The sequence below is a fragment of the Neobacillus sp. NPDC097160 genome (assembly GCF_044762155.1).
In the GTDB taxonomy this organism is placed as follows: Bacteria; Bacillota; Bacilli; order Bacillales; family Cytobacillaceae; genus Neobacillus.
Genome location: NZ_JBIWDU010000001.1, coordinates 70,331 through 91,432, shown reverse-complemented (window position 1 = coordinate 91,432; position 21,102 = coordinate 70,331). Strand labels below are relative to the sequence as shown.

The 21,102-nt window shown below is 38.8% G+C and carries 14 protein-coding genes and 1 riboswitch; of the genes, 2 read left to right on the top strand and 12 right to left on the bottom strand.

All coding sequences use genetic code 11. The features are described from left to right. Positions 1 to 201: 201 nt before the first annotated feature. From ACIQXV_RS00485 to ACIQXV_RS00470, 4 genes are all read right to left on the bottom strand, one after another. Positions 202 to 849: a ThuA domain-containing protein gene (locus ACIQXV_RS00485; RefSeq protein WP_402954417.1), complete on the bottom strand. Its 648-nt coding sequence runs from the start codon at positions 847 to 849 to the stop codon at positions 202 to 204. Between the two features lie 30 nt (positions 850 to 879). Continuing rightward, positions 880 to 2,748 (bottom strand): thiamine pyrophosphate-binding protein, encoded by a 1,869-nt coding sequence (locus ACIQXV_RS00480; RefSeq protein WP_402954414.1) that lies wholly within the window; start codon positions 2,746 to 2,748, stop codon positions 880 to 882. 375 nt (positions 2,749 to 3,123) lie between these two features. Then, positions 3,124 to 4,518 (bottom strand): MFS transporter, encoded by a 1,395-nt coding sequence (locus ACIQXV_RS00475; protein WP_402954411.1) that lies wholly within the window; start codon positions 4,516 to 4,518, stop codon positions 3,124 to 3,126. A gap of 244 nt (positions 4,519 to 4,762) precedes the next feature. Then, on the bottom strand, positions 4,763 to 6,310 hold the full coding sequence (locus tag ACIQXV_RS00470; RefSeq protein WP_402954409.1) for a GMC family oxidoreductase: 1,548 nt from the start codon (positions 6,308 to 6,310) through the stop codon (positions 4,763 to 4,765). A 304-nt stretch (positions 6,311 to 6,614) separates the two neighbouring features. On the opposite strand from ACIQXV_RS00470, the gene ACIQXV_RS00465 reads away from it, so the two are divergent. Further along, on the top strand, positions 6,615 to 7,634 hold the full coding sequence (locus ACIQXV_RS00465) for a LacI family DNA-binding transcriptional regulator (RefSeq protein ID WP_402954406.1): 1,020 nt from the start codon (positions 6,615 to 6,617) through the stop codon (positions 7,632 to 7,634). 360 nt (positions 7,635 to 7,994) lie between these two features. Here ACIQXV_RS00465 and ACIQXV_RS00460 read toward each other — a convergent pair whose 3' ends face one another. The 5 genes from ACIQXV_RS00460 to ACIQXV_RS00440 all read right to left on the bottom strand — a co-directional run bounded on the left by ACIQXV_RS00460 (position 7,995) and on the right by ACIQXV_RS00440 (position 13,554). After that, on the bottom strand, positions 7,995 to 8,771 hold the full coding sequence (locus tag ACIQXV_RS00460) for an SDR family NAD(P)-dependent oxidoreductase (RefSeq protein WP_402954404.1): 777 nt from the start codon (positions 8,769 to 8,771) through the stop codon (positions 7,995 to 7,997). Positions 8,772 to 8,826: 55 nt separating this feature from the next. Then, on the bottom strand, positions 8,827 to 9,657 hold the full coding sequence (locus ACIQXV_RS00455) for a sugar phosphate isomerase/epimerase family protein (protein ID WP_402954401.1): 831 nt from the start codon (positions 9,655 to 9,657) through the stop codon (positions 8,827 to 8,829). A 104-nt stretch (positions 9,658 to 9,761) separates the two neighbouring features. Beyond that, entirely contained in the window at positions 9,762 to 10,781 is a 1,020-nt protein-coding gene (locus ACIQXV_RS00450; RefSeq protein WP_402954398.1) for a substrate-binding domain-containing protein, read from the bottom strand. 96 nt (positions 10,782 to 10,877) lie between these two features. Beyond that, entirely contained in the window at positions 10,878 to 12,032 is a 1,155-nt protein-coding gene (locus ACIQXV_RS00445) for a sugar ABC transporter permease (protein ID WP_402954395.1), read from the bottom strand. Then, positions 12,022 to 13,554, bottom strand: coding sequence for a sugar ABC transporter ATP-binding protein (locus ACIQXV_RS00440; RefSeq protein ID WP_402954392.1), 1,533 nt, complete (start codon positions 13,552 to 13,554; stop codon positions 12,022 to 12,024). Before ACIQXV_RS00440 ends, ACIQXV_RS00445 begins: the two co-directional genes overlap by 11 nt. A 589-nt stretch (positions 13,555 to 14,143) precedes the next feature. Here ACIQXV_RS00440 and ACIQXV_RS00435 point away from each other — a divergent pair. Continuing rightward, positions 14,144 to 15,355 (top strand): MFS transporter, encoded by a 1,212-nt coding sequence (locus ACIQXV_RS00435; protein ID WP_402954389.1) that lies wholly within the window; start codon positions 14,144 to 14,146, stop codon positions 15,353 to 15,355. 880 nt (positions 15,356 to 16,235) lie between these two features. On the opposite strand, the gene ACIQXV_RS00430 is transcribed toward ACIQXV_RS00435, so the two are convergent. From ACIQXV_RS00430 to ACIQXV_RS00420, 3 genes are all read right to left on the bottom strand, one after another. After that, entirely contained in the window at positions 16,236 to 16,361 is a 126-nt protein-coding gene (locus ACIQXV_RS00430) for a hypothetical protein (protein ID WP_402954386.1), read from the bottom strand. A 49-nt stretch (positions 16,362 to 16,410) separates the two neighbouring features. Next, positions 16,411 to 16,496: riboswitch (cyclic di-GMP riboswitch) on the bottom strand. Positions 16,497 to 16,948: 452 nt separating this feature from the next. After that, on the bottom strand, positions 16,949 to 17,404 hold the full coding sequence (locus ACIQXV_RS00425; RefSeq protein WP_402954383.1) for a VanZ family protein: 456 nt from the start codon (positions 17,402 to 17,404) through the stop codon (positions 16,949 to 16,951). Positions 17,405 to 17,925: 521 nt separating this feature from the next. Next, entirely contained in the window at positions 17,926 to 20,955 is a 3,030-nt protein-coding gene (locus ACIQXV_RS00420) for an efflux RND transporter permease subunit (protein WP_402954380.1), read from the bottom strand. Positions 20,956 to 21,102: the final 147 nt, after the last annotated feature.

The window sequence follows — 21,102 nt, the reverse complement described above, 5'->3', positions numbered from 1 at the left end:
CCTCCATTGACTTAAGGATTGTTAATAGCACCGTGAACGTCTTTTCGAAGTACCTCTTTTGCCTTAAGAGATGAACCACCAAATTTCTTAAGATTCATCTCTTAAAGTCATTATGATATGATCGCAAAATAATTGGGTTTACAAATGTGTGTGTAGGCAGTCCAATTTTTTATAACCTACCTATTAATTATCATAGCTAGATTACCTCGTGGCCCAACGTATTCCGCGTATAGTTAACTCCATTACCTCATGTATCTCAAAATCTTTAGGGCTATGTCCTAGTGTATGATAGAATACTCGTCCTTTGCCCCATTGCCTCTTCCAAGCAACCGGCATTGGGTTACCTTTCAACCAAGTAAATTCAGCTCCATCCATTTTGGTGGTTGCAATTACATCATTACCTGGGTCTGTATGCATATAGTACTGTTCGGAGGAAATTTTAAAACTCGAGAGCCCTTCTGTTAAAGGGTCTTCTTTTGGAAAATTTACCTCATACTCAATAAAATCACCTGGGTGACCAAGGACATGTCCTCCTAAAACCATCTTAAAGAACTTATGAGGATGTTCACTATCAAAAGCTGCAGCTAAAGCATGCCAACCTACTAATCCTACCCCTCGCTCAACAGCTTTAACGATTGACTGTTCTTGCATAATACTGATTCGATCAGCAGTCCAGATAGGGATCATAACATCAAATTCATGTAAACGATTTGATTCTAGGATACTCACATCGTCGGTACATTCTACTTCATATCCTTCAAGTAGACGATTAGCAGTTAATTCAGCCAATTCATTTGGATAATGCCATTTCCATCCTCCATGTAGTACTAATGCTTTTTTTCTACTCATTGGTTTTCCCTCCTGATAAATCAAATAGACTTATAGATGTTGTTGAAGAGATCGATGCTTCGCATAGTCATCTCGACGCTCTTCATCCATGTATTCTGCTACCGGGAAGTCCCACCAACCTGGAGTAAATGGACCTGCTGCATCCCTTGAGGTTATTGCCTCTACTAGTGTAGGCCCATCAGCTTCTAATGCTTTTGCTAATGCTTTTGCTACTTCATCTGGTGTTTCTGCTCTCCAAGACTGGAGTCCGAAATTCTTAGCTACTTCAGCGAAATTTGGAGTGTATGGCTCCCCATTTTTCAGACTAAATTCAGCACCAATATGTCGAGTGGTCAATTTGCGCTGGCCACCGCGAATAGACATATAACCCATGTTGTTTAAAATTAAGAAAACAACAGGAATATTGTGCATAACTGCCACAGCAATCTCAGGTAATGACTGCATAAAATCTCCATCACCAACGACACACACTACTTTTTTATCTGGCCTTGCTAATTTTGCTCCAAGAGATGCTGGAACAGCCCAGCCCATTGGAGACCAGCTTCCTGAGTGAATATAAGTACGTGGTTCGTATAAAGGAAATCCTTGTTTAATTACACTTTCACAGTTACCTGAACCTGCAGCTACAATTCCATCACGAGGAAGCACTTTGCGTAATTCTGCTACTACACGTTGTTGGGTCATCGGTGATTTATCACTATCACGGCGAGGAGCAAGTTTTTGTTCCCACTCTTCCTTTTTCTGTTCAATCTCAAGGTGATAACTGCCACGACGTTCATTTATTTCCTCTGCCTGTTCTGGCGTTATGATTGCCAATAGTTCTTGAAGAGCAAACTTAGCATCTGCTACAATCCCTACTTCGGTTGGATAGTTCTTTCCGATCTCCTGTGGATCAATATCAATGTGAATAAGCTTAGCCGGAGGGAAAGAATATGTTACACCCTTTACATAACTTGAAGAAGAACTATCAGTAAATCGGCACCCGACCGATATGACTACATCTGCATTTGCTGCTAGGTAGTTGCCACTTGTTGTTCCAGTATGGCCAATTGCCCCTGCAAATAGAGGATGATCTTCTCGCATTGCTCCTTTTCCGTTCCATGTTGTTACTACAGCTGCACCAACGACTTCTGCTAGCTGACGCACTTCAGATGAAGCTTCTGCAGTGATGGCACCACCACCGACAACAATTACTGGTCGTTCGGAAGATAACAATAACCGTGCTGCAGCTTCGATTGCCTCTGGATCAGGATGAGGTCTTCCCATCGGCATTCTTTTCTTAAGTTCATGAATTTCAACCTTTGCACTCTCAGCTTGAACGTCCATTGGAACCTCTATATGCACAGGACCTGGTCTCCCACTCAACATAGCGTTAAAGGCACGGTGCATAACAAAGGGAAGCTCATCAACCCGGCTGACTTCCCAATTTCGCTTGGTTACCCCCTCGGTAACACGTGGAAAATCGTTAGAATGGTAACGATCCAATTCCTGCATGCATCCGTGACCACGCATATGGGTTCCGATTCCACCAGTAAGCAGAATGGTTGGTGTCGAGTCAGCATAAGCTGTGGCCAATCCAATTATCGTATTTGTTGCACCAGGACCAACGGAAGTCATAGCAGCCATCGGTTTTCCCGAAGCACGGTAATATCCATCGGCAAGATGAACTGCACTTTGCTCGTGCATTACTTGGATAAAAGGGATTTCACAACCTTCCTGATGAAAAGCATCCATTAGCGTCCAGCTTCCGTGACCAGGAATACCTGCAACATAAGGGATTCCATAATTTTTTAAAGCCTTTGCAATAATTTGACTACCTGTTAATGTTTCACGATTACTTTCATTATTACCCAATTTTTCGAGTTCATTTTTTACCATATCGGTTGATTTGCTCATCATTTTTCTCCCTTTTTTGTTTTTGTTAACCGGTTCACCTTTCAGAGTGTAACAAATCATTTTTTCTTTGTTGACCGGTTCACTTAACATAAGAGGTTTAAAATTGAAGCACCTCTTACTGGATCACTTTCCACTTTTGTTTTACGGAAAGTGATGATTTCTTACTCTTAATATGCTTACTAATAAAGCTAACATTTAAATAATTTTTTGTAAAGATGGTTTTCTAAACAATTAATATTTTTAGACGATTTAGTTAATTATGATAATTGGACGCATGAAAATAATCAGACTACAATCACACATAACAATTCCTATTTTACTTCTCAAAAAGCTGTTAACGCTCTTCCTTTAACAATGAATTACTTATTGAGGCTTCCGCTATACGGGTCTCCTATTATTTAATTCGCTAAGAATTTGTCCATGATATCTGTCCAGCTTATAGAACAGGAGTGGAAGGATCTGAAGTGCTGTAAATAAAATACCACTAGTAAACAGGACAATAGAGATCATGCTTCGTGCTCCATCCGTAATTGCGTTCGGATCGTACCCTCCCCAACCTAATGCATATCCTACAAGTGCAGAGCCTAGTGCGATACCAAATAAGGAAGCGAAGCTATATGAAGAGTAAAGTAAACTTTCACTTTTCTTCCCAAATTTCCACTCTTGATAATCAACTGTATCACCCAACATCGCATAAATTGCAGCAAAACTCACTCCCATTAAAATGTAGGTGATAAGCATCAAAATAGTAAACAGAATAACTTGTTTTCCAAAGAAGACTAAAAGAATAAAGGATGATAGAGCTCCTCCAAGCGTGAGAAGATTTCCATTTCTATTTCCAAATCTTTTTAAAATAGGGCTTGCAATTAGACCTCCGAGGAAGTTGCCTCCATTGACCACTACCAATAAAACTGTAGCCATTGCAGGTACTTGGAGAACATACTGTGCATAATAGATAACGATACTAGACACTGCGCCTATTCCTAAGTACTGCATTAAGCAGCTAAAAGCAAGCAATACCCACGGTTTATTTTTAAACATATTCATTACTTGTTTCCCTGTTTCATGCTTCTCTCCTACTTTTTTATACTCTGTATAGCGTTCTTTACAGTTTTTAAAAACAAGGAAAAACATGAATGTACCGAGGATAGAATATACGGCCATTACAAGAGGAAACCCTAACCGTTGATTTCCATTTCCTAAAAGGTCAACTAATGGCAAGGTACAAAAAGCTACAATGGTAGCACCTAGTCCCATTCCCATCGTTCGATAACTACCTAATTTTTGCTTTTCATTCGTATCCCTTGTCATCATTGTCAGCATTGAACCATAAGGAAGATTGACCGCTGTATAACAGATTCCTAGTAAAAAATATGTTACATATGCATAGATTAATTTTCCAGAATATGATGAGAGATCCGGTGTAATAAAGGTTAACACGCTTAAAACTCCAAGTGGTATGGACAGGTAAAGCAAATAAGGCCTAGCTTTTCCATGTTTACTTTTGGTCCTGTCCACTATAACACCCATCACTGGATTAGAAATGGCATCAAGTATTCTTGTAACCAAAAACAAGGTTCCCACTGCAGCTGCTGATATACCGTAAACATTGGTGTAGAAAAAAAGTAAATAACTCGTGGTCATACCCCAAATAAAATTTGAAGCAGTATCTCCTAATCCGAAGCTTACCTTCTCCATCACACCTATTTTCTCTGTTCTGGCCTCCAAAATTGAATCCGCTTTCAAATTTCTCGCAGTCGAAAAATGACTCATTCTTCTCACTTCCCTTCATTTCATTACGTAACTTACATGCATTCATCCTTGATTACTAGTACACTTGCATCCACATTCCGATGTTGGTAGAAGCGCGGTCTTGGACATCTTCAAGAAAAAGTAAGTTGCCCAAGATCATAGACCACCTAGCATTGCACAAGAATCTTTTCATTCAATTCTACTTGGAAGAGATTTATATACTTTACTCTTCAATGATTTACATGATTAGATCGTTTCTACTATCCTACTTTAACTCAAACATACTTTCACCAACTGGTAATAGGGTCTTTTGTTTAAGTAGATGATCCCCAACCCGTAATGCTTGTGCAACAATAGTCAGAACTGGATTAACCGCCGCTGATGACGGAAAAAACGATGCATCCATAACATATAAGTTTTGAACTGTATGAGCCTGGCAGTATTGGTCAAGGACAGAGGTGGCAGGATCATGACCAAAACGAATCGTACCACACTGATGGGAATTTGTTTCAATCCCCCCCATTGGCTGAGCCGCTAAGATGGGATATCCAGTTTTTCTAAGCATTTTTTTTGTCTCTTTAATTAACTCTTTATGAGCATTCATGTTATTTACTCTATACCGAACTTTAATTTTACCGTCTTTTGTTACAGTTACACGGTTTTCTCTGTCGGGTAAATCCTCGGACATCACTAAAAAATCTATACTTCGCTTTGCAATACCATTAAAAATTGGAGAAGGGATAAGCGGCAATTTATCTTTCATCATGGAACCTTGTAGCTTCCCAAGCATTTGGACATTCCCCATAGGATATGGGAACGTAGGGCTGCCAAAATAAAAATCGTTAAGAGCAAATGTTTTTTGAAAAACAGTCGAGTTTTCTTTGGGCTCTAGAGCAATAATTGCTGTGTTAATATGCATCATGTAATTACGACCAACCAAACCTGATTGATTGGCTAGTCCATCAGGATGTTTAGCATTCGCTGAACGGAGAAGTAAAGCAGCTGAATTTATAGCACCACATGCAGAAACAATCGTTTCACCATTCACTGTATATACCTTTCCATCCTTCTCATATTCAACTGCAGTGGCACGATTTCCAGTTTCATCGGTCAATATTCGGCGGGCATAAGCATTTGTAATCATCGTAATACTGGGAGATTGAAGTGCCGGTCGTATACAGCACACATCGGCATCACCTTTAGCATGAATATTGCATGGAAATCCATCACAGGTTTTACAGCGAATGCAATTCCCTTCAGCATGAAAGTTAACAGCCATAGGAAGATGCGAAGGGTTAAGTCCTTGTTTCTTTAGTCTTGACGCAATTTTTTCTAATACTGGTTCATGCGGAATTTCTGGATAAGGGAAGGGTGCAGACCTTGGTGGGTCAGTTAGATCCTCCCCTGTCTTCCCATGTACCCAATACAATTTTTCAGCACGAGCATAATAAGGTTCTAAGTCCTCATATTCTATCGGCCAAGCTGGAGAAATCTTTCCTCCTTCATGCTCAAGCGCTTTAAAGTCTTCCTTTCGCAATCGATACATAACAGCACCATAAACTTTTGTATTCCCTCCTACACAATAATTAGTTCCTGGCGAGAATGGCTTTCCTTGTTCGTCGTACCAGTGTTCTTTTGCTCTATAGCGCTTATCCGTAAAGACAGCTTTCGTATTCCAATTTTCTGGTTCCTGCGGTATATAATCGCCACGTTCTAAAATTAGAACTTTTAATCCACTATCTTTTAATGCGTAAGCTAAAGTCCCACCACCTGCGCCAGTACCGATGATAATGATGTCATAGTGCATTTCCATTTCTTTTATCCTCCTGTTTTTTTATGTATGCCAATTGAGATTAATTTTTTTGTCAACCGGTTCACCTAACACAAAAGACTCAAACTAACAACACCAGTTATTAAGTTCACTGTTCTTTGTTGACCGGTCAACAAGAGGTTAAAATAAAAATAACATCCTATTATTTTTTTGTAAAGAAAATATTGAGATAATTTATTTTATTTAGAAAATTAATTTTATACAGGCGTATATTATTGCATTAAAATGAATCAATCTATATAATTTAAATAGTGAGTTAACCGGTCAACGGAGGAAGTATGAGAAAATGAAAAAAAAAGTTACTATTCGCGATGTAGCAGCATACTCAGGTGTTTCACGGACAACTGTTTCTAACATTCTTAACGGTATAAATAAAACTTCCGAAGAAACAAAAGAAAGAGTATTAGAAGCAATTAAAGAGCTTAATTACCAACCTGACTTCACTGCAATCAGCTTAACCAAGAAAAAATCAAATATTATAGGCGTTGTCATTCCTTCATTTGATAAATCTCTTGCCCCTATTTTCAGGGAAAATCATTACTATACTGAAATTTTAGGTGGAATGGAGTATGTCTTTAAGAACCAGAATTATGACCTTCTCATTTCTAGCATGATGGGTCCGGTTGAATGCAAAAATTGGGTTCAAAAAAGGAATTTAGACGGTCTCATTTTTTTAGGTTTATTTCCTGAGAGTATATATAACGTAATAAAAACGTTAAATATACCGATTGTTTTAATAGATAATTATGAAAAACACGGGGAAGGCTATCCAAATATTAGAATTGATGATGAAATGGGTGGATATATTGCCACAAAACATTTAATTGATAAGGGTCATACATGTATTGGTTTTATGGGACATGCTTTAAATAAAATCTCAGTAGATGAAAAACGCCTTCATGGGTATATGAAAGCACTACAGGAAAGTAATCTTCCTTTGAATGAGGATCTATTATTTGATGGTCAAGGTAGTTTTTATGAGGTTGGCTTTCAAATGGGGAGAAAACTATTAGAATTTGGGGACAAGGTAACAGGTATTTTTGCAACTTCAGATATTCTAGCCGTTGGAATTAGTAAAGCACTTCAAGAGCATGGAAAAAAAGTTCCAGAAGATTATGCCATCGTTGGCTTTGACGACCTAGTCATTAGTCGTTATTCATTGCCCAGTTTGACGACAATTGGTCAAAATGTATTTAATAAAGGCGTCCTTTCGGCTCAAACTATTTTAAATGTAATTGAACAAGGAACGTCTGACCCTGCAAACATTGACCTTCCCATTGAACTTTTAGTAAGGAAGTCTACATGATTTTTATAAACATTCATATAAATGTTTCTTGTAATCTTAAGTAAATAACCTACTGCGAACATTAAAAATAGGTTAATGGTGGATATTGATCTATTTTCGCTCTGTGGGAGTTGAGATTGTAAGTAATGGTTTAAAAAGAAAAGCAGAATCCATGTTGTCCTGCTTTTTTTTATATTATATATCCCTGGTCATTATTGATCAGACCATTCCCTTAGGTCATATTTATTTTACTCACAGCATTAGAGTAATGACTAAAAAAGAACCACCAAATAGACGGTTCGTAAATGGAAAATACAGAACCTTCCGGATGGTGGTATGATGTAACTAGAATCACATTAATATATACTGATTTTCGATTTGTTAATGCATGGTCTGACCACCAGTGACATTAATAGCTTGGCCTGTCATGTAGCTGCTGTAGTCTGAAGCAAGGAAAACTACCACCCTCGCAATGTCTTCTGCCTCCGCAAGACGATTTAGTGGGATAGCATCCTTCCATTTTTGTATGTGTGATGCTGGAGTTCCACCCAGTTTTTCTGCTGCCCATATCGCTTCTTGTGCTGTCATATCCGTATTGACCGAACCAGGGCATACACTATTTACCAAGATATTATAAGGCGCTAACTCCATTGCTAGACCTTTAGTAAATAGGATGACAGCAGCTTTTGTCGCACAATACGTGGTTACCAACGGTAGCCCGGTTTTACCTGCTTGAGATGCAGTGTTAATGATCCTACCACTTCCTTGCTTTTTCATGAAGGGAATTACAGCTTTAGAGCAGAGGAATACTCCTCGACAGTTAATAGCAAACTGAAGTTCCCAATCCTTAAGTTCGGTTTCCTCGATAAGGCTCATTTTGACAATACCGGCATTGTTGCACAGTACATCAATTTTACCAAAATACTCAACAGCTGCTTTTGCCATTCTTTTTGTATCTTCTTCATTTGTTACATCCATCTTGAATGAGAGCGCTTTCCTTCCAAGTGCCTCAATTTCCTTGGCTGTATTTTCGGCTGTTTCCATATTGAGGTCACAAACCATAATATCCGCACCATGACGGGCAAAAGCCAGAGCAATTCCCTTCCCAATCCCTTTACCTCCACCTGTTACGATGACAGATTTACTTTTTAAATCCATTATATTTCCCCTTTTCATAAACGTTTTGTCTAAAAGGAATCTCATTAATTTTTTGTTAATATTTTATTTCAACTTCATTTATAGTAGATTTCAAAGTCTCTATATCCTTTTTGATAAGTTCAACGGGATTATCATTCTCTAAGCTTAAAGGCAATTGATCATAGTAGTTCTCAATATTTATCCAACCCGAATATCCGATTTTTTTCAAAACTTCCATCGACCTAAAAAATCCTGAATCTCCTTCACCAAGCAATGAACCACTCACATAGCCGTATCTTCCATCTTTCACATGAATTTCATTACAAAATAGTGACCCTAGCTTTTCTATCATTTCAGGAATATCGTATCCCTTACTTAAATAGTGATTCTGAGTATCAAAATAAAGCTTTAAATTGGAACGATTTACTCCATTAAATAATCTAAACATTTCATCAATTGACAACAGATTTTCGGTAGCAATCGTAATTCCCAGATCCTTGGCATAGTCACAAGCATCTTGTAATGTTTCAATGCTGCGCTGAAAATCAAATTCATTTTTGATGTCACTCGCTTCAAAACTTGGAATCATCACTAGTGGGATGTTCATTATTTCTGCTGTTTCAATTGCTTTCGTAATTGCTGTCATAATAATTTGATGTTCTTGTGAATTCTTGGGAGTGGTCATGCTCCAATTTGATGTCTCATTCACAGCGATTGAAGGAAAGCTCACACCATATTGGTCACCAAGCTCTAAATAAGATTCCTGAACAATTTTTCTAGAAAGAGGAAATCCTCTTTCATATCCACCAATATCTAATTGTATACCATCAATTCCTAACTGAGCAGCTAGTTTACATGCATGGGGTCCATCGATAGGTAAGGACCATTGACAAATACCAATCTTCATTTAAGACATCCTCAAATTCTTTAGATTCTATTCAGTATTCTCACCTAGAGATAGCGCACTAAGCGCTTCAAAAACGAACCGCTAAAGTAGCAGTTCATTCATGACTACTTGAATAATTCCGGGTACTTCTCTTTGGCAACATCAAGGTTATCTTTATTGACAATCGAAATCGGAGTGTACCAAACAGGTGTACCGTCAACGATCTTGTCATACGTTGGTTTTTCGCCTTTGGCTAATTTCACTGCTGCTTCAGCCAGCCTATTTCCTTGCAGTGAAGCGCCTTTATCTATTGTCGTTACTGGAGTTCCTTTTATGATTTCTTCTACTATATTTTGATCATTGTCACCACCATAGAAGAGAATATTATTTAATACACCATTATTTTTTGCAGCTTTTAGGGCACCAGTGAGCATTCCGTCATTATTGGCAAATACTGCTTGAATATCGTTATTTTGCTTTACTAATACATTTTCCATCATATTCATGGCTAACTGCGTGTCCCAGTTTGCGATATACTGGTTCGCAACTACTTTTAAATTTTTGTGTTGGTTAATAATATTAAATTCTCCTTTGGTGATCGTTTCCGCACCTTCATTTCCTTTAGCTCCGGAAATGACGATCACATTGGCAGGTTTATCCCCCCACTCTTTCAAAAAACTATCAACTTGCATCTCGCCCACCTTCTCGCTGTCAGCCACGATTCTTAAATCTGTCGTCGTTCCCATAATTAGATCCTCTAAATTTATTACTGGGATCTTCGCTTGTTTTGCACGGGCCACCTGCTCTTTTGAAGTATTTGCATCAGCCGGCTCAATAACAATGACACTTACGCCTTGAGCGATGAAGTTTTGCACTTGGTTGGCCTGAGTGGCAGGATCATTTTCTGCGCTTTGCCAAATTACCTCTGCCCCAAGTTCTTTTGCTTTCTTTTCCGCTTTCTCTTTCATAATTTGATACACGGGTGACTTTAAAGTAGTATTCGTAACACCGATTACAATTTTCTTTCCACCATTGCCAGATTCGACTTTTCCGCTACTTGCCTCTTGTTTGTTCCCGCAAGCACTTGCAATGATTAACATACATCCGATTAAAAAACTTAAAAAGACTAGTCTAGATTTTTTCATGGTACACCCCCGTTTTTTTTAAAAAAAGAAAATACTAGAATTGTTAATCAAACTTATTCATTAACTCCTATTGACCCACTTCCTAAAAATAGTTACCTATTTTTTACTAAGTTTTCCATCCAAAATTACGGCGCCCAAAATAATGGCACCCTTGAAAATCATCTGCATATCCGCGGTAATATTCAGTAGCGATAATAAATTGTTTAATATTCCTATGAGAATAACACCAATAATCGTTCCTCCTAGTTTACCGACCCCTCCCATTAAACTCGTACCACCAATAACAACTGCTGCAATAGCATCCAATTCACCTAAGTTTCCAACTTGCGGGGTTCCTGAGCCCAGCCTAGTCGCAACCATGATTCCTGCTATGGCGGATAGGAGTCCCATAATAGAGTAAACAATCACTAACCCCCGGTTAACTTTCACACCCGCTAATTTCGCTGCCTCAGGGTTTCCCCCAATGGCATAGATTTCACGGCCAAAAATGGTTTTGTTTAGAACAAACCAAACTACTGCAAAGATCAGAACAAATCCAAGAACTTGTACAGGTATTCCTCCCACCTGAAAAACGAGATAACCAAAAAATAACAAGCACGCTATGGATACCAAATTTACTACTAATTTTTTAATTTTTTCACTTGCTTCATATTTTCTGAAGGATCTCAAATAATTTACGAGGATTAATCCACTTATAATGATTGAGATAATGTATGAAGTCATGCCATCGATTCTACCTGCTCCCAAGTAGTTTAAGGCACTCTCTTTGATAGGAACCGATGCCGCTCCAGTCAAAATCAAAGCCAATCCTTTGTATCCGGTGAGACCGGCTAACGTGACAATGAAAGGTGGAACATTTAATTTTGTAATGACCAGCCCATGTAACAATCCGATTGTGATAGAAACGATTATGGTAAGCAATAAGGCCATTGGCCAACCGACAACCGGAGTCGCCAGTGCTAATACAACTCCTGTAAGAGCTATCAAACTACCAACTGACAAATCAATTCCAGCAGTTAAAATGATCAACGTCATCCCGATGGCTAAAACACCAGGCGCTGCAATCTGTGAAGCTACATTGACAATATTAAATGGGGACAAAAATGTAGGACTCATAATTGATGAAATAATAATTAAAAGAACTAAACCAGCTAATGATGTATAATTTTTCCAATTAATGGTATGAATCCGCTTACCACGATTATCGCTATAAGTTTGTGGAATTTGGTCCACTTCAATTTTACGATACATGTTGAACTCCTCCCATTGCGTAACGAACTAACGCTTCCTCATCAGCTTTTCCCTGAAGTACTTCACCGGTTATCTTTCCGTCCTTCATGACCAGGATACGGTCACTTACTCCTAGAATTTCAGGAAGCTCGGATGAGACCATGATTATAGAAATTCCCTCATCTGCTAAGTTCCTCATAATCTTATAAATCTCTGATTTCGCCCCCACATCAATCCCCCTGGTAGGTTCATCGAGAATCAAGAATCTAGGTTTCGTTAAGAGCCATTTTCCCAACACCACTTTTTGTTGGTTTCCACCGGATAAATTTTTTACCAAGTGTTTGACATCAGGCACTTTAATACGAAGGTTTGTAACCATTGACCGCACTCTTTCATCTTCTTGTTGTTTATCAATGACACCCATTTTATTGGCAACTTGCTTTAATGAGGCGAGCGATACATTGCTCTCCACACTTAACCCCAGAACCAAACCCGTTTTCTTCCGATCCTCCGTAATTAAAGCAATCCCATTTTCAATTGCATGTGCAGGATTTTTTATGTTGACCGGTTTACCATCCAAAAACATTTTCCCTGAATAGCTTCCATCTCGGCCTTGAAAAATGGATTCGACAAGTTCTGTTCTCCCAGCACCTACCAGTCCATAAATCCCAAGGATTTCTCCTTTTCTCACGCTAAAAGAGATATCATCCACAAGCCTTTTGCCCGTCCCTTGCGGATCAAATACACTCCAATCCTCTACTTTCAAAAGGACTTCACTCTGGATATTAGCGCTTCGCTTGGGGGGATACAAATCCTCGAGCTCCCTGCCTACCGTCCATCGGATAATGTCATCTTTGGTGATATCTTTCACGCGGGCTGAATTTACATATTTCCCGTCTTTCAAGATAACGACTGAATCACAAATATCAAAAATTTCATTTAATTTATGGGAGACATAAATCATTGTTGTACCTTGTTTTCTCAAGGCATTAATAATGTCATACAGGGTAGAAACTTCATTATTCGTCAAAGAACTGGTTGCTTCATCGAAGATCAATACTTTAGGATTTTTAGCAATCGCTTTTGCTATTTCAACCATTTGCCTTTTACTTACCGTTAAATCTTTAACCTTAGTTCTTGGATCAATGGTTAAATTAATTTTTTCAAGAAGTTCCCTAGCTTGTTCATTCAACACTTGAAAATCTATAACCCCTCCTTTGTTGGGCATGTTGCTAATGAAAATATTTTCGGCAACCGTCATCTCATTGAATAAATTCAATTCTTGATGAATGATAGCAATCCCCTTCTTCTCGGCATCTAAAGTTGATGAGAATATTATCTCCGAGCCTTTGAAAAGAACTTTACCCTGATAGGTACCGTATGGATTGACACCAGCAATAATTTTCCCCAAAGTTGACTTACCAGCACCGTTTTCTCCACAAAGTGCCACCACCTGACCTTCTTCTATTTCAAGTGTTACCTCATTTAAAGCCTTTACGCCTGGGAATTCTATAGTTAGATCAAAAACCTTAATGATCGCCATGTTTTTCACCATCTTTACTAATTTAATAATTTTTTTAATGAATAGATTTCTTTGAAAACAGAATCATCGCAGATTGTTAACCGGTCAACTTACCTTGCTATAGCTGTTCTTAGGTGACAGAGATTATGATCCACTTTGAAAAAACGTTTAGTTGACCGGTTCACTTTCCGTTTTTAGCATCTCTCGTATGTCAACAACAATAGAAAGATGGGAAAGATGCGGTTCTTGCTTTTTTAAACTTGCTGCAAGTTTTTCTTATGTAGGTTCATGAGGAACTTCTGAAAAATTTTAATTGAAAGGAAACTAGAATGATAAATTGTTAACCGGTTTACTTGACGCAAGAGACTCAATCTTGAATCACCATAATCAGGTTCACCATTTATTTTATTATGTACACCGGTTCACCTCCATACTTTTTAATAACATTATCATTTAATTAATTTTTTGTAAAGGTAATTTTTAGACAATTAAGTTTATTTAAAAAATTAATTCTAAACATTCTTTTCATTGCATTAGAAACAACCAGTCTATACAATTAAATATTAAGTTGACCGGTTAACTTACGGATTAATAGAAAGGGAGAAATATAATGTGTATTGCACAACAAAATAATAATATTAATACAAATTTACGTTTATGGCGTAATGCACTGTTCATTATTTTCTCTTTACCTGGCCTTTCTTTTGCTTCTTGGATTTCTAGAACGCCGGAAGTAAGAGATGCACTTAATGCCTCAAACGGAACAATGGGATTGATTATTTTTGGGTTAGCATCAGGATCAATTATTGGACTTATCAGTGCAAGTCGATTTATTGTACGCACTGGAGCTCGTTATGCTATAGTCTTTAGTTTTTTATTGATAGTAGTGGGTTTATTGATAGTAGGAATTGGTTCATTTATACTTTTGAAATGGATAATATTTATGGGGCTTATCGTTTTTGGTATTGGATACGGACTTGCAGAAGTAGCAATTAATGTTGAAGGATCTTCCCTTGAGCACGCAACTAACAAAACATTATTACCAGCACTTCACGCTTCATTTAGTGCTGGTACTCTGGCTGGTGCAGGGTTAGGTTCATTAGCCATTTCCATTCATTTATCCATTATCATGCACCTAATTTTTATTAGCGCCTTAGTCCTTACCATTATTTTACTTTTATACAAGTTCGTACCTGAAGGGACAGGAAAAGAAAACGTTCATTCTAATAAAGCAATAAACAATTCTACACCTAAAGTAAACATTTGGAAGGAACCAAGAACATTATTAATCGGAGTAATTGTCCTTGGAATGGCATTTGCAGAAGGCTCAGCAAATGACTGGCTTCCTTTAGCTTTTGTTGATGGCTTTCATGTTAGACATGTAACGGGCACAGCTATTTATGGAGTATTCTTAGCAGCAATGTTTATTGGTCGTATCACGGCAGGTTTATTTCTTGATAAGTATGGCCGTGTTTTCACCCTACGTGTTTCAGCCACATTAGCAGTGATAGGTATAACCCTTGTTATTTTTAATTCAAATCTCACGATAGGTGTAATAGGTGTTTTTTTATGGGGTATAGGAGCTTCTATTGGATTTCCTGTTGGATTATCTGTAGCTGGTGATGATCCTAATGGTTCAGTGGCAAGAGTAGGCGCGGTTTCAATAGTAGGCTATTGTGCATTTCTAGTCGGCCCTCCTGTTTTAGGAAAGTTAGGAGATGTTGTAGGTCTTCTGAATGCATTTATTATTGTATTAATCTCAGTTATCATTGCAGGATCAGTATCACATGCTGCTAGAAAACCTGCTATTGCTACGAAATGATTATAATCAAAGAATTATATAAATATTTGGGTGAATTTTATTTCTGAACGAATACTGTATAAAGTTCTGGCACAAATTCTTTAACACTTTATTTCTTGTTTCATTCGTTCACGTGCCATGGCTTTATATTTTGAGACATAGGCTTTTAGTCTGGATCCTTCTATCCTTACATGTCTGAGAGAAACCATAAGGCCGTTCTGAATTTTCTTTTTCAGTCTGAGCGAAATGAATCCGAACTCACGGGGACGGTTCTTTTAGGGAACAATCGGAAGTTTTGCGCGTGAAAAGGTCCAGCTAGTGAATAGAAGCTAGTCGGGCCTTAGTGTTATTTAGAGGGTAAGGTCCTTTCGCAAAATTTTAGATTGCCCAAGAAGAATGAAGTCGCGGTTTTGGCCTGTGGGGTTTCAATCCTTGGGTATTCCGTATTTTTTGATTAAAATGGAGATTTCCATATTCAAGGAACTATTTGTTTGTAATTTTTATCTGTTTTTAGATACAGTTTCCCCCTCCCAAATAAAGAGGCTTTTAAAAAGGTATTCATTTTGCGAAGTTATGGTACCACTCCTCCGGAGGCTGATTTTAGGTGTGACTTATTATAGGAGGGACAGATCGTTACGTCTTTCCTAAAAATAGAGAGGATATGAACAGAAACATCCCCTCAATTAGAAGATTTATTGAAAAAAATCCATACTTTTCAGATTCAAACAAAATATTCAAACATTTCATAAAAAATGGTGCAAAAAAAGTTTAGTTTATCACCGGTCTCGAACCGTCCCCTTGGTAACCACAGGAAAGCCCCCCTTAATTATTTTTTTAAGGCGGGCTTTTTTCCTCTATTAATCTGACAAATCCATATTTACAAACCGTTTTTTCTACTTACTTAGTACGCTTTTTCTTTAAAGTAAGCCTCGATTTGTTCATCCCCTCTTTTAGCCGCCATCATTAGACTCATGGTAAAGAGCATAGCAAAAGAACCGACAATTGAACCTGCAAGAAATAGTAACATAGATTCCCTCCACAATAATATATTTCATAATTCGTAGGAAGGTGTCATATTCGGTATCTGGCTGGCATAGTTTTTTAAACCTTAGCCCCTATAGCTTTGCGCCACCATCTTTCAATGGATTTGCCCTTTCGTACGAACTATGTGTTCGTTTATATTATACCATCAATTACCATTGAAAAATAGCACTATTAACCCATTAATATTATTAGAAATAGGACTAATACCCCCACCACCTTGGCTTAAGACGTTTAAAACATTCTACGGAAATCCCTACTTTTGTATCGCGTTACTAGTGATAAACATCCTTATTTTGGACCATTGTTTTCGTAAACGGTTTCATTTATATTTATTGAAACACAATATGATCTACAGCAACTATCAAACTCGGGCGGGAGTGGATTTCATGGACAAGCAAGGAAATCTTTTAGTTGGATTGTTTTGGGGAACGTCTCTAAGCGTCCCGTTATGGGTTGCGTTTTTCGGTTGGCTTAAACTAATCACTCATCTTCTGTTGCGTTAAAAGTATGAATGAATCACTTTCGCGATCATTTTAAAAAAGCGTAAATGTCCTGAGTTCTAAAGGGCCTTTACGCTTTTATTTTTAAAAATGTACTTTGTTTCGTTCTAAGAATAAAAGTCAAAAATAAAAAAAGAAATGCACCAAACGAATCAATTAAGACATCCATAAAGGCCGCAGTGCGACCAGGCATAAAGGATTGGTGGTATTCATCCGTTATAGCATAGAGAAAAGTAAGCACCCATGAGAGAATATACGGGAAACGCATGTTTTCTACTACCTTAAACAAGAACAAGGCAAGAAAACCAAACACAGTGATATGCGTTGCCTTTCTTACAATAAAGTTGAGCACATTCACTTCTTCCTTATCAGCACTTGGGGTATGAATGGCCTTATGCTCTGTTACTACAACCTTTTGGATTGCATCTGAAGTGTTTTTCCCTGTAAAATACGGCAGCTGCGTAAAACAAAAGATAGCGGCCATCCAAAGAATCGCGGGGATTATCCACCATTTCCTATTTCCCATACGGTTAACCTCCTCTCTATTGGATAACGGCACCCATGTCCCCATTATAAGAGAAAATCGTGCCAGATATACCACTACGCTAGAACTTCATGCTATTCATGGTGCGCGGGGACGGTTCTTATGTTTCATTTGGAGTAAACGCCGGAATAAAGTCACTCAAATACGCAGGAATTTCAAATTTATACCAGAAAATGTCATAAGTTTTGAAAAATAGGTAGTAAGAGTCCGGAATCATGTCATAAGCGCCTAGAAATATGTAATAAACTACTGTAAATATGTCGTAATGAGAGGATATTCTGATAGAAACGCACCCAATAAGGGCTATTGGATTCACTTTGGGCCAAAATCCTAATTGAAATGCATCCAATAGGAGAAACAGTGAATTTCGAAACATAAGATTCCTCTCCAAAACTATATAAAAAGGGTCAGTCCCGCTGCCGAGAAACAGCGGATATGACCCTTAATGGTTGCGATTAAAATGAAAATGTACCACAAGAACCGTCCCCTTGGGCTTACCCCCGCTACGCTGATTCCTTTTCAGTCAGCTTAGCAGCAGTTTTCCTAGAAAATCGTCCCTTTACTGATTTCAATACATGATACGTGGTTGGTACAATGACCAGGGTTAAGAGTGTGGATGTTAACAGTCCTGAGATAACCACAATCGCCAGAGACCGTGAGATTAATCCGCCTTCGCTTGAGAGGGCCAATGGTAATAATGCACCGATTGTCGCGAGGGCCGTCATGAGAATCGGGCGAAGTCGGGTTTTTCCAGCTTCAAGTAACGCGGCGCCAACCTCCATGCCCTTCTTCTCATTCTGCTTCACACGCTCCATCAAGACAATCGCATTTGTGACAACAATCCCGATTAACATCAGGAACCCAACTAAAGCCGGCATCCCAAGTGCTTGATTCGTAAGATATAATCCTAGTAAGCCACCCGAAAATAAGAATGGTAACGAAGAGAGAATGGCGACTGGCATTAACATATTCCCAAATGCGATCAGCATCACGATAAACACAAGCACAACCGCAACGGCCATCGCCAGCATCATATTGGTAAACCCTTCATTCATCGCTTGCGCTTGACCTTCTGAATGATAGCTTACCCCTTTTGGTAAATCTAAGGTTTTCAGTCGTTTATCGACCTCTGCCTGCACGCCAGAAGAATTATCCGTTGTAATCCGGCCTGAAATCTGCACATATGGCTGCTGATTTAAACGATACAAAGCGGACGGACTCGGTGTTTTCGTCAAGGTAGCCACTTCTGAAAGGCCTACTTGCTGCCCCATCGGATTGGTCATTTTTTGACTCATAATGTCATTGATCGTGCCCTCGGAAGTGCTAGCCAATGACAAATTGACACTCGTTGTTTTTCCTTCTACTTGCATCTCAGCGACATGATCACCTGAAATGAGCTCTCTCACAAATCCCGCAATCATGATCGGACTTAACCCGTTTTCGGCCGCTTGCTGATCATCGATTTTCAATTGAAGCTGTTCCTTCACTCCTGAGAGGTTGGATTCGACATTTTCTAAGCCATCAATATCTTTAATTTTATCCGTAATCATTTTTCCAGCCGTCTCTAAATCTTTGGCATTCCCGCCCTCGACCATTAACGCTAAACCGCTTGTTCCAACAATCCCAACAGGTGAAAGGGCAACCTGCATGTCATCGTCCAATTTTTCAACTTTTGCTCTTACACTTTTTTCAAAATTACTAGTTTGCCCCTTCGTGATACCATCCTTTAAATCAATCGAAAAACGAATATGTTCCCCATTCACAATTGTTTGTGTATGTTTAATATCCTTTTCATTTTTCAAAATGTCTTCCACTTTAACCGCAATCTTGTTTGCTTTTTCTAACGAAGTTCCGGCTGGTAAATCGCCTGTTAAACGATAGGAGACTGCTTTTTCCTGTGGTAAAAAGTTTTGCGGAATCCTTGGAACTAATGCTAATGATCCGGCAAATAGGATAATCGCTAAAACAATCGTGACAGCCCGTTTATTTAATACCCATGACAATACATGCTTATAGGCTTTTTCAAAAAATGTTTCTTTCACCTCTTGGTGTTTGATCCGCAGTAAAAATAATTTGGCCAATAACGGTACAACGGTTAACGAAACGATCAAAGAAAAGGCGAGAGCCACGATGACCGTAATGCCAAACGGAGCAAAAAAGCGGCCAATAATCCCCGGAACAAAGGAAAGCGGCCCGAATACGGCAATGGTTGTAAGGGTGGAAGAGGTAATCGCCCCACCTACTTCTTTGGCAGCCGTAAGAACCATTCTCTCATCACGCTTCGGGCTAGATAAGGTTCGCCGGTAAATATTTTCAATCACGACAATCGAATCATCAATGACCCGTCCGACGGCGACGGCAATTCCAGCAAGGGTCATCATGTTTAAGCTATAGCCAAAATATTTCAAAGTAATCATCGAGGCTAATATCGATAAAGGAATCGAAAGAACGGCGACAATCGTTGCTCGTATGTTACGAAGGAACAAGAACGTGACGATCACGGCAAACAAGGTACCAAGCAGCACTTCCCGCAGCATCCCATCAACAGATGTTTTTACTTCTTTTGATGTATCATATAATTTCGTTAATTTGTAGCCGGCAGGAAGATCTAATGCATCCAGCTTTTCCTTTGCCTGCTCCACCACTTCAACTGTATTAGAGCCGGGCTGTGCTTTCATTTCGACCAGAACGGCCGGCTTTTCATTCAATCTTGTATAGACCGTTTCCTTTTTGTTGCTATAAGAAATGGAAGCGATGTCCGACAAGCTCACTTTTTCGATTCCAGTAGGTCCTTGGGCCAAAATTTGTATGGTTTTAACATCCTCAACGGAATTGAGCTTGAAATCGGCTTGCACATTGAATGTTTTATCTTCAACATTTACCTGCCCCGCCGGGAATGAAAAATTATGTGCTAAAAATGTTTGCTTGACTGTTTCATAGGTTATTCCATGCTGCTTCATTTTTTCCGGATCGAGTTTAATCGCTACTTCCTTTTCCGTCTCACCTGAAATATCAATGCTTCCGGCCCCATCAATCCCTGTCAATGCCGGCTTGATCCGCTCATTGATGTATTGTGTCAGATCGGATTGACTCGCTGTTTCCGATGAAAGGGCAAACGAAAATACAGCCATGGCCGATGGACCGTCCTTTAAAATTTCCGGTTTTTCTGCCCCTGCAGGCAGTTTGATGGAAGCGACGGCCGTCGTGACATCCTTTTCCGCTTCGTCCATATCCTTGCTCATGTCAAATTCAAGAATCCCCACGACCATATTACTGTGAGCTTCAACATACAAATTATCTAGTTTCTTGATGCCCGACAAATTTGTTTCCAATGGCTTGCCAATATCCTCTAATCCTTGGTCAGGAGTTGCACCGATATAGGGAACCTGGACGACAATATAAGGAATGTCGACATTAGGCATTGACTCCATCTTCATCGTTTTGACTGAATAAATCCCCCCTGCTATCACCATTAACATGGCAATAAAAATAACCCCAGCGTTCTTTAATGAAAATTTAATCCATGATTTCATTTACTCTCTTCCCCTCCGTTTTTTCTTCCATTCCCCTGTTTTAGTCTTGTTGATTGGATAATTCCACCTGTTTATTATAAGTTTTCCATTTCGCCCTCAACATCGGGCAGGTGATGTAATATAATCTACGACCTCAGCCCTAGAGCA

Coding starts and splice junctions, on each gene's coding strand:
- ACIQXV_RS00485 (WP_402954417.1), bottom strand. CDS start 849: ATGAGTAGAAAAAAAGCATTAGTACTACATGGAGGATGGAAATGGCAT.
- ACIQXV_RS00480 (WP_402954414.1), bottom strand. CDS start 2,748: ATGATGAGCAAATCAACCGATATGGTAAAAAATGAACTCGAAAAATTG.
- ACIQXV_RS00475 (WP_402954411.1), bottom strand. CDS start 4,518: ATGAGTCATTTTTCGACTGCGAGAAATTTGAAAGCGGATTCAATTTTG.
- ACIQXV_RS00470 (WP_402954409.1), bottom strand. CDS start 6,310: ATGGAAATGCACTATGACATCATTATCATCGGTACTGGCGCAGGTGGT.
- ACIQXV_RS00465 (WP_402954406.1), top strand. CDS start 6,615: ATGAAAAAAAAAGTTACTATTCGCGATGTAGCAGCATACTCAGGTGTT.
- ACIQXV_RS00460 (WP_402954404.1), bottom strand. CDS start 8,771: ATGGATTTAAAAAGTAAATCTGTCATCGTAACAGGTGGAGGTAAAGGG.
- ACIQXV_RS00455 (WP_402954401.1), bottom strand. CDS start 9,657: ATGAAGATTGGTATTTGTCAATGGTCCTTACCTATCGATGGACCCCAT.
- ACIQXV_RS00450 (WP_402954398.1), bottom strand. CDS start 10,781: ATGAAAAAATCTAGACTAGTCTTTTTAAGTTTTTTAATCGGATGTATG.
- ACIQXV_RS00445 (WP_402954395.1), bottom strand. CDS start 12,032: ATGTATCGTAAAATTGAAGTGGACCAAATTCCACAAACTTATAGCGAT.
- ACIQXV_RS00440 (WP_402954392.1), bottom strand. CDS start 13,554: ATGGCGATCATTAAGGTTTTTGATCTAACTATAGAATTCCCAGGCGTA.
- ACIQXV_RS00435 (WP_402954389.1), top strand. CDS start 14,144: ATGTGTATTGCACAACAAAATAATAATATTAATACAAATTTACGTTTA.
- ACIQXV_RS00430 (WP_402954386.1), bottom strand. CDS start 16,361: ATGTTACTATTTCTTGCAGGTTCAATTGTCGGTTCTTTTGCTATGCTC.
- ACIQXV_RS00425 (WP_402954383.1), bottom strand. CDS start 17,404: ATGGGAAATAGGAAATGGTGGATAATCCCCGCGATTCTTTGGATGGCC.
- ACIQXV_RS00420 (WP_402954380.1), bottom strand. CDS start 20,955: ATGAAATCATGGATTAAATTTTCATTAAAGAACGCTGGGGTTATTTTT.